This window comes from Bradyrhizobium sp. SBR1B, assembly GCF_014198205.1.
GTDB lineage: Bacteria > Pseudomonadota > Alphaproteobacteria > Rhizobiales > Xanthobacteraceae > Bradyrhizobium.
In genome coordinates, this window is the sequence record NZ_JACIHC010000018.1 from 161,070 (window position 1) to 170,078 (window position 9,009).

General features: G+C 64.3%; 8 protein-coding genes. 3 read left to right on the top strand and 5 right to left on the bottom strand.

The window, feature by feature from the left end; genetic code table 11:
• Positions 1–94 precede the first annotated feature (94 nt).
• The 5 genes from GGD61_RS32610 to GGD61_RS32630 all read right to left on the bottom strand — a co-directional run bounded on the left by GGD61_RS32610 (position 95) and on the right by GGD61_RS32630 (position 4,497).
• Positions 95–517, bottom strand: coding sequence for a hypothetical protein (locus GGD61_RS32610; RefSeq protein ID WP_092252530.1), 423 nt, complete (start codon positions 515–517; stop codon positions 95–97).
• A gap of 12 nt (positions 518–529) precedes the next feature.
• A complete protein-coding gene (locus GGD61_RS32615; protein WP_018319783.1) occupies positions 530–751 on the bottom strand; it encodes a hypothetical protein in 222 nt (73 codons plus the stop codon).
• A gap of 141 nt (positions 752–892) precedes the next feature.
• Entirely contained in the window at positions 893–1,711 is an 819-nt protein-coding gene (locus GGD61_RS32620; protein ID WP_018319782.1) for a lytic transglycosylase domain-containing protein, read from the bottom strand.
• A 114-nt stretch (positions 1,712–1,825) separates the two neighbouring features.
• Entirely contained in the window at positions 1,826–2,632 is an 807-nt protein-coding gene (locus tag GGD61_RS32625) for a shikimate dehydrogenase (protein WP_092252528.1), read from the bottom strand.
• 5 nt (positions 2,633–2,637) lie between these two features.
• The gene (locus GGD61_RS32630; protein WP_092252526.1) at positions 2,638–4,497 is read right to left on the bottom strand and encodes an NAD(P)/FAD-dependent oxidoreductase; all 1,860 of its coding nucleotides are present in this window, start codon (positions 4,495–4,497) and stop codon (positions 2,638–2,640) included.
• A 176-nt stretch (positions 4,498–4,673) separates the two neighbouring features.
• Here GGD61_RS32630 and GGD61_RS32635 point away from each other — a divergent pair, with 176 nt between their 5' ends.
• The 3 genes from GGD61_RS32635 (at position 4,674) to GGD61_RS32645 (ending at position 8,761) form a co-directional block, all read left to right on the top strand.
• Complete coding sequence (locus GGD61_RS32635; protein WP_183231886.1) at positions 4,674–6,299, top strand: long-chain fatty acid--CoA ligase; 1,626 nt, start codon at positions 4,674–4,676, stop codon at positions 6,297–6,299.
• Positions 6,300–6,405: 106 nt separating this feature from the next.
• Positions 6,406–7,518 (top strand): glycoside hydrolase family 172 protein, encoded by a 1,113-nt coding sequence (locus GGD61_RS32640; protein WP_092252524.1) that lies wholly within the window; start codon positions 6,406–6,408, stop codon positions 7,516–7,518.
• Positions 7,519–7,549: 31 nt separating this feature from the next.
• Complete coding sequence (locus tag GGD61_RS32645) at positions 7,550–8,761, top strand: acyl-CoA dehydrogenase family protein (protein ID WP_183231887.1); 1,212 nt, start codon at positions 7,550–7,552, stop codon at positions 8,759–8,761.
• The last annotated feature ends 248 nt before the right edge of the window (positions 8,762–9,009 follow it).

The window sequence follows — 9,009 nt, forward strand, 5'->3', positions numbered from 1 at the left end:
CGCCCTTTGCAGCGCCGGTGTCTTCGCGGCGCACGCGCTGGACGCCTACCGCACCACGCACCACTAACCACCGACCGCTTCGCTGTTTCAGCCGCTAGAAAGGCCGCCGGTAGAAGTGCTCCGAATGCGTTGCCGGCGGAAAGCGGTTGGCGAGAGAGAGCGCGCCTGTCTCATCCGTCTCGAGCGCGATCTTCTGCGCCAGCATGACGTCGCCCGGCACCAGGAAGCCTGACGGGACGAAGCACCATCCCATCGTCGCGCGGCCTTCGCCGTCGATTTCGTGGACATTGGCGGCGGTGCCGTAGTGAATGCGGTAGATCTTGCCGGTGTCGCATCCGATGACGTCGAAATACCGGTGCTCTTCGAATTGGGCGCGCTGTGCGGGCGAGAGCCAATCGAAGAGCAGCCGGCGGCCACGGGCATCCGGCGTGTTCTCGCCGAAGAAGCGCCGGTACAGTTCACGCAGCGCATGCAGACGCGCACGCGCCGGCGCGCGGAGCCAAACCGCCGTAATCATGAGCAGCTCAGATCAACCGCCGACCAGGCGGGGATAGAACAGGGTTTCCTGCGCGGTCGGGTCGAACGATCTGATACGAGTGACTTCGCCGGGTCCGTTGCGAAGGGCCGCGGTGAAGCCGGCTCCGGTCAGCTCCCGAAAGCGCCGTTCGGCTCGCGCCAGCGCTTCGGCATTGCCAGGATCAAACTCGTGGCGCGTATCGCCAGTCTGGTCCATCACGATCTGGGTTGCCATGTTGAGTCTCCTCATGCCCAGCCCTGAATCTGATCAAAGCAAACCTCGTGCCCTCGGTTCCTGATGGCAACAACTTTCTCATGCCGGCCTATCACGCCTTGCTGAGCAAGAGCGTTTTCGAGCGAAGTGGACGGGTTTTCGTCAGCGCGAGGCCGCCGCTCCGCCGCCCTCGTCGATCTGCCGGCCCATCAGCGCGATCGCCTTCTGATAAACACCGGCCGCATTCCAGGCCTCGATGGCGGCGAAATTCGGCTCGCCCGGCTGGTAACCGGCTCCTGCTTTCCAGCCATGACCTTTGAGGAAATTCGCCGTCGAGTTCAGCGCGTTGGCGGCCACCTCGAGGTTGCCGGTGCCATAGGCCAGGATGTTCTTGGGCATGAACTGGGTCTGGCCGACCTCGCCATGCATGGAGCCGCGGGTCGCCCCCGACAGCGTGCCGCGGTCGACCAGCTTCAAGGCCGCGTAGAGCTGGTCGGTGAAGAATTCGGGACGGCGGCAGTCATAAGCCAGGGTTGCGATCGACGACAGCATGTTCTGGTTGCCGCGCTGGCTGCCGAAACCGGTCTCCATGCCCCAGATCGCGATCAGCGGGCCGGGCGGGACGCCATAGCGCTGCTGGATGGAGGCGAACAAGGCAGCCTGCGACTGCTTGAGCTGGCGCCCCTTGGCGACGATAGTGGTGGCGCCGCGCTTGGCGAGAAACTGGTCGAGCGTCAGCGAAAAGCTGCGCTGGCCGCGGTCGGCCGCAATGGTGGCACTGGCGTAGTTGGTCTGCATCAGCGCCGAGAGCGCGGTCTGGCCGATGCCCTTGCCCTGCGCCTCTGCGCTGAACTCGCGTTTCCAGGCTTCGAACCCGCCCGGCCCGTTGCCGCAGGTGGCGGCCTCGGCGCGGGGCGCCAGAGAGAGCACCAGCGCTGTGGCGCCGATCATGGCCGTCGCAACGGTCCTGCCCTTGGTCATTCCTCTTATCCTCTCCTCAAATACGCGACCGGCTCGCGCGAGCGCATGATCCTACGTCGGCTTTGATCGCTCAAGCCCCGCGGAGCGCAACGGGCGCCTTGACATCCGGGCGGATCACCGCCCTTCGCCACGGCCGAGCAGGAAATCCACCATGATCCCCTGGTGCTGCTCGTACATGTCCGTGCCGGTCCCGGTCACGCAGCCGGCCTGTCGGGCCGCCGCGATGAAGGGCGAGATTTCGGGCTTGGTGATGACACAGCCGCAATAGGCCGAGGGCGCAAGCCGAGCGACATCGACCGGCGGCGGATCGCCTTCTTTCATCCCTGCCGGTGTCGCATTGGCGACAAATTCAAAGCCGGTGGGATCCGTGGTGCCGGCCCGCACTAGCGCCTTGCCGAGCCCGTTGAGTTGCCCGATCAGCGCGTCGCGGCGCTCAGTTGCGCTATCGTGAATGGCGAGCTTGCTCACGCCGGCCTCCACCAGCGCGAGCGCGATGGCCGAGCCCGCGCCGCCAGCGCCGATGAGCAGCGCCCGCAGGCCCGCAGGGTTGACCCCTTTCGCCCGCGCGGCACCGACGAAGCCAAGGCCGTCGACCATGTCGCCATGCCATGCGCCGTCGGCGCGCCGGCGCATGAGGTTGACGCTGCGCAGGAAGTGAGCGCGCTCCGTCGCACTCGTGCAAGCCTGGTAGCAGGTGAATTTGTGCGGGATGGTCACGACGAGGCCGTCGAGATTCTTCAGGCGCGGTGCCAATGAGAGGAAATCCGGCAGATCCGCGACCGAGACCTGAACCGGAACGAGAATGCCGTCATGGCCGCGGGCCGCGAAGGCTGCGGTCACGCCTGCGGGCGAGCGCACCTGGGCGATGGGATCGCCGACGATGACATAGAGGCGCGTGGCGCCCGCGGGTGGCGGGATCATGCCGCTCAAGCCGACAACGGAGAGCCGCCTGCCTCCGCCGCGGTCCCATAGGTCAACTCCAGTCCGTCCAGATTGCCCTCCTTCCGCCATTTGTCGAGCAGCCGCAGGAACGCCACCGGCCCGCGCCAATATTGGCTGTTTCTTGCCGCGATCGGATCGAACACGCCCTCGTTGTTGTAGTAACCGGGCGTGCATTCGGCGAGATAGGTCTGGCGGCCGAGCGCGGCCTTGACGACCTCCTCGACCCAGGCGTTTTCCGCGGCCAGCGTCGGCTCCAGCGTTCGGGCTTTGCGCTTGCGCGCTTCGGCGATCACATAGGCGATGTGCTGCGACTGCTCGTCGATGATGTGCGGGAAGTTGGCGCTCTGGCCAGCCTGCACCGTAACGATCAGGAAGCAGTTCGGAAAGCCGCGGCTGTAGAATCCATGCATCGTCTTGACGCCGCCCTGCCAGCGCTCGGTCAGGCTCATGCCGTCGCGGCCGTAGACCTCGAAGCCCATGCGGCGGGCGTAATCGGTGCCGACCTCGAAGCCGCTGGCATAGATCAGGCAGTCGAGCTCGTAAGCCTTGCCGCCAGCCACGACGGCGTTCTCGGTGATGCGCTCGACGCCCTGCCCTTTGGTGTCGACGAGATGCACGTTGGGACGATTGAAGACATCGAGATATTCGTCGTGGAAGCACGGCCGCTTGCAGAACGCCTTGTACCAGGGCTTGAGCGCGTCCGCGGTCGCCGTGTCCTTGACCACCGCATCGACGCGGGCGCGGATCTCCTCCATCTTGCGGTAGTCGGCCTGCTCGATGACTTTCAGCGCCTCTTCCATCGAGGTCACCGGCTGCGGCTGACGGCGCGGCGCCAGCAGGATCTCGCCGAGCAGGCCGGTCCAGCCGTCCTGCACCAGGTCCCATTCGACCGGCTCGCCGGAGATCACGGCGGTGAAATTGTCCATGCGCTCGCGCTGCCAGCCGGGCCTGAGGCTCTGCGCCCAGTTTTGATCCGTCGACCGGTCGTCCCGCACGCCGATCGCCGACGGTGTGCGCTGGAAGACATAGAGCTCCTTCGCAGCGCGTCCGAGATGCGGCACGCATTGCACGGCGGTGGCGCCGGTGCCGATGATGCCGACGCGCTTGTCGGCAAGTCCGGTCAGACCACCATCCGCATTGCCGCCGGTGTAGGCGTAGTCCCACCGACTGGTATGGAAGCTGTGGCTCTTGAAGGTCTCGATGCCGGGAATGCCCGGCAGCTTCGGTCTGCTGAGCGGACCTCCGGCGAGAATGACGAAGCGCGCACGGATGCGATCGCCCCGATCGGTCTCGACCAGCCAACGCGCCTCCTGCTCCTGCCATGCCATCCGCGAGATGACGGTCTGAAACAGCGCGCGGTCGTAGAGGCCGAAATGGCGGCCGATGCGGCGGGAGTGCTCGTAGATTTCCGGCGCGCGCGCATATTTGCGCACCGGCATGTAGCCGGTCTCTTCCAGCAGCGGCAGATAGATGTAGCTCTCGGTATCGCAGGCGGCGCCAGGATAGCGATTCCAGTACCAGGTGCCGCCGAAGTCGGCAGCCTTTTCCACGATGCGGAAATCATCGATGCCGGCTTCGCGCAAACGCGCGGCACAGAGAAGCCCGCCAAAGCCGCCACCAACGATGAGCACTTCAGTCTCTTCACTGACAGCTGCGCGCGCAAATCCGGGATCGGCCCAGGGGTCGTCGAGGTAGCGGCCGAATTCCCCTGTTACCTCGACATACTGGGCCTTGCCCTCGGCACGCAAACGGCGGTCGCGCTCGTCGCGATAGCGCGCGCGGAGGGCTGCAATATCGACGGTAGGTTCGCCGGCTGCACCGGTCTTGTGTCTTTCCGCTGACATGCATTTCCTCCACGGAGAACGCTGCTTCGCCGGCAGCTCGGATCAGTTAGCCCTGAAAAAGTGACGCATGCAATCGCGTCCAATGTTTTTTGCGTGAACGCCGCGCGACGTTCCGCTAACCTCACGCGCAAATCACAAGCACAACGCCACGCAACGACGTGGCCGTGGAGGAGACCATGCAGGGATTGATGATGGACATGCCGCTTCTGATCAGCGGCCTGATCCAGTATGCCGCGGACTATCACGGCGAGGCCGAGATCGTCGCGCGCGAGATCGAAGGCGACATCCATCGCTACACCTATGCCGACGCCCATCCGCGCATCAAGCGCATGGCGCTGGCGCTGAAGCGGCTCGGCATGAATCCCGGCGATCGCGTCGGCACGCTGGCCTGGAATACGCATCGTCATTTCGAGATGTTCTATGCCGCGCCGGGCATGGGCTATGTGCTGCACACCGTCAACCCGCGACTGTTTCCCGAGCAGCTCATCTACATCATCAACCACGCCGAAGACCGCCTGCTGTTCATCGACCGCGCCACGCTGCCGATCGTCGAGGCGATCGCGCCGCAGCTCAAGACGATCGAAGCCTATGTCGTGATGTCGTCGCGCGAGCGGATGCCCGAAACCAAGCTCGCCAACGTGCATTGCTACGAGGAGCTTCTGGAAAAAGAGAACGACGCCGGCTTCGTCTGGCCGGAGTTCGACGAAAAGTCCGCCTCGACCATCTGCTACACCTCAGGCACGACGGGCAATCCCAAGGGCGTGATCTATTCGCACCGCGCCGCGATCCTGCAGACCATGACGTGCTGCAATTTCGACTTCCTGCCGGGGCATGTCGAAGGCGTGCGCGAGGTGATGATGCCGATGGCGCCGCTGTTCCACGGCAATGGCTGGAACATGCCGTTCACCGCCCCCTATACCGGCTCGAAGCTGGTGCTGCCCGGCCGCAATTACGAGCCCGACAAGCTCTACGAATTGCTCGAAGGCGAGAAGGTGACGCTGTCGGCGGGCATGCCGAGCTTCTGGCTGATCCTGCTCGACTGGCTGGGGCGCACCGGCAACAAATTCTCCACGCTGCGGGCAACGCTGTCGTCGGGCTCGGCGCCGCCGCGCGCGATGGTCGAGAAGCTGAAGCGCGACTACAATATCGACTACATCCAGGCCTGGGGCATGACCGAGGCCCTGGGCTGCTCCATGCCGGGCTTGCGGCCGGGCTCGGAGCACCTCACCGACAAGGAGAAGTTCGACCGGCGCCAGGTGTCCGGCCGCGCCTGTTTCGGTACAACTCTTCGCATCGTCGACGACAGCGGCGTCGAGCTGCCACGCGACGGCAAGTCCGTCGGCCATTTGCGCGCCCGCGGTCCCTGGGTCGCCTCCGGCTACATGAAGTTGGAGGAAGGTCTCGACCGCGACGGCTGGCTGATCACCGGCGACATGGCGGTGATCGACCCGCAGGGCCACGTCACGCTCACCGACCGCTCCAAGGACGTGATCAAGTCCGGCGGCGAATGGATCTCCTCGATCCAGCTCGAGGACGTCGCCTTGTCTCACCCCGATGTGCTTCAGGCAGCCGTGGTCGCGATCAACCATGAGAAATGGCAGGAGCGTCCCCTCCTCCTCGTCGTCCGCAAGAAGGGCGCGACCGTCGACGGCAAGACGCTGCTCGACCACATGCGCCCGAAGGTCGCGAGCTGGTGGATGCCGGACGCCGTCGAATTCCTCGACGAATTCCCGATGACGGGGACCGGCAAGGTGTTGAAATCGGCTCTGCGCGAGAAGTTCAGGGAGTATCGCGTCGCATGAACGGCACGCGATCACATGCGGGCCGTTCCGTATCCGATCGTCTTCATCTTTTGGTGGATTTGGGGGCGATATAGCGAAACGTCGCTAATCGCTCATCGAGGACATCATGGCGTTTTCCGGATTGGGCCTGCATCTCGGCAATCTGTCGCGCCTGTCGAACGCGCAGACGCGTTCGATCAGCCCCGAGAACTTCACCGGCGAGAAGGGCAAGGGCGGCATGTCCGTCGATGGCCCCGCCGCCCGCCAGGCGCGCGATCTCGGACAGGGCTGGAAGGTCTCGCCCTATGTCGTCATCGAACCGGGCACGACCTTCGCGCTCGGCGACATCGCCGGGCAAGGCGCGATCCAGCAGATCTGGATGACGCTGGCGCGCGGACGGCTGCGGCATTCGATCCTGCGCATCTACTGGGACGACCAAACGCTGCCGAGCGTCGAGTGCCCGGCCGGCGATTTCTTCGCCTGCGGATGGGAGGAGTTCGCGCAGGTGTCCTCCCTCGCGGTCTGCGTCAATCCCGGCCGCGCCTTCAACTGCTATTGGGAGATGCCGTTTCGCAAGCGCGCGCGCGTCACGCTGGAGAACCGCAGCGAGGAGCAACTCACCGTCTACTACCAGATCAACTACACCCTGACCGACGTGCCGGAGGATTGCGCCTACTTCCATGCCCAGTTCCGCCGCACCAACCCGCTGCCTTACAAGGCGGTCTATACCATCCTCGACGGCATCAGCGGCGCGGGCCACTATGTCGGCACCTACATGGCCTGGGGCGTCAACAACAACGGCTGGTGGGGAGAAGGCGAAATCAAGTTCTACATCGACGGCGACGGTGACTTCCCGACGATCTGCGGCACCGGCACCGAGGACTATTTCTGCGGTGCCTATAATTTCGATCCCTATGTCGCCCATTCCGGCCAGGGCCAGCAATCGCGCTACCAGGAATTCACCACGCCCTATGCCGGCCTGCCCCAGGTGATCCGCCCCGACGGCGTCTACAAATCGCAGCAACGCTTCGGCATGTATCGCTGGCACATCCCCGATCCCGTGCGCTTCCGCTCCGATCTGCGCGTGACGATCCAGGCGCTGGGCTGGTTGCCGGGCACCAAGGAAGCCAAATACCTTCCGCTGCAGGACGATATCGCCTCCGTCGCGTTCTGGTATCAGACCCTGCCGACGGCGCCTTTCCCGAAACTGCCCGGCCCGGATTATCTCGAAATCGGCTGATCCTGCCGCCGATCAATCAAGGAGACCAGAGATGCTCTACCCGATGTCGCCAAAAGTCGTCGAGCTCAAGCGCAAGCTCGAGAGCTTCATGGACCGGCACATCTACCCGAACGAGGAGCGCTTCTATCGCGAGGCGGAAGAGCTGGGACCCTGGAAGGTCTATCCTGTCGTCGAGGAGTTGAAGCCGCTGGCACGTGCGGAAGGCCTCTGGAACCTGTTCCTGCCGGAGTCCGGCCATGGCGCAGGCCTGACCAATCTCGAATATGCCCCGCTCTGCGAGGTGATGGGCCGATCGCATCTGGCGCCCGAAGTGTTCAAATGCTCGGCGCCCGATACCGGCAACATGGAGGTGCTGGAGCGCTACGGTTCGGAGAAGGACAAGGAGCGTTGGCTGAAGCCGCTGCTCGCAGGTGAAATCCGCTCATGCTTCGCCATGACGGAGCCTGCGGTCGCCTCATCCGATGCGACCAACATCGAGAGTTCGATCCTGCGCGATGGCGACCATTACGTCATCAACGGCCGTAAATGGTATACGACCAATGCGACCGACCCGCGCTGCAAGATCTGCATCTTCATGGGCAAGACCGATCCTGACAATCCGGACCGCCACAAGCAGCAATCGATGATCCTGGTGCCGATGGACACGCCTTGCATCGAGGTGAAACGTCCCCTGCCCGTGTTCGGCTTCTACGGCGTGCCCGACCGGGCGTCCGAAGTCGTCTTCACCAATGTGCGGGTCCCCAAGGAGAACATGCTGCTCGGCGAAGGCCGTGGCTTCGAGATCGCACAGGGCCGCCTGGGGCCCGGCCGCATCCATCACTGCATGCGGCTGATCGGCCTTGCCGAACGCACGCTGGAGAAGATGTGCCGCCGCGTGCGCAGCCGCGTCGCCTTCGGCAAGCCGGTCTCCGAACAGACGGTGACGCAAGAGCGCATTGCAGAATCCCGCATCATGATCGAGCAGGCCCGGCTGCTCACGCTGAACGCGGCCTACGCGATGGACACGGTCGGCAACAAGGTCGCGAAGGCCGAGATCGCGATGATCAAGGTCGCCGTGCCCAACATGGCCTGCCAGATCATCGACTGGGCGATCCAGGCCCATGGCGGCGGCGGCACCTCGAACGATTTCGGTTTGACCCAGGCCTATGCCACTGCGCGTTTGCTGCGGCTTGCCGATGGACCGGATGAGGTCCACCGGAACCAGATCGCCCGGTTCGAGCTGAAGAAATATTCGAACGCTTAGAGCGCTTACTCACCGAGAGCACGGTGCCATCTTCCCTTCTCCCCTTGTGGGAGAAGGTGGCGCGAAGCGCCGGATGAGGGGTCTGCATCCATGGAGACAGACCCCTCACCCGAATGAACGCGCCTCAACAGCGGAGATGCCCTCTCCCACAAGGGGCCTGTTGCGTTATCGGTCTTGGAGGCTGAGGACATGAGGAGAGAGGGGCGCGGTCACGGCAATTGCCAGCGAGGTCTCTAGTGTTCGCCCTC

What these genes read in the sequence shown, in the direction of transcription:
- GGD61_RS32615 (WP_018319783.1), bottom strand. Translation starts at nt 751, where the DNA reads ATGGCAACCCAGATCGTGATGGACCAGACTGGCGATACGCGCCACGAG.
- GGD61_RS32630 (WP_092252526.1), bottom strand. Translation starts at nt 4,497, where the DNA reads ATGTCAGCGGAAAGACACAAGACCGGTGCAGCCGGCGAACCTACCGTC.
- GGD61_RS32625 (WP_092252528.1), bottom strand. Translation starts at nt 2,632, where the DNA reads ATGATCCCGCCACCCGCGGGCGCCACGCGCCTCTATGTCATCGTCGGC.
- GGD61_RS32635 (WP_183231886.1), top strand. Translation starts at nt 4,674, where the DNA reads ATGCAGGGATTGATGATGGACATGCCGCTTCTGATCAGCGGCCTGATC.
- GGD61_RS32645 (WP_183231887.1), top strand. Translation starts at nt 7,550, where the DNA reads ATGCTCTACCCGATGTCGCCAAAAGTCGTCGAGCTCAAGCGCAAGCTC.
- GGD61_RS32620 (WP_018319782.1), bottom strand. Translation starts at nt 1,711, where the DNA reads ATGACCAAGGGCAGGACCGTTGCGACGGCCATGATCGGCGCCACAGCG.
- GGD61_RS32640 (WP_092252524.1), top strand. Translation starts at nt 6,406, where the DNA reads ATGGCGTTTTCCGGATTGGGCCTGCATCTCGGCAATCTGTCGCGCCTG.
- GGD61_RS32610 (WP_092252530.1), bottom strand. Translation starts at nt 517, where the DNA reads ATGATTACGGCGGTTTGGCTCCGCGCGCCGGCGCGTGCGCGTCTGCAT.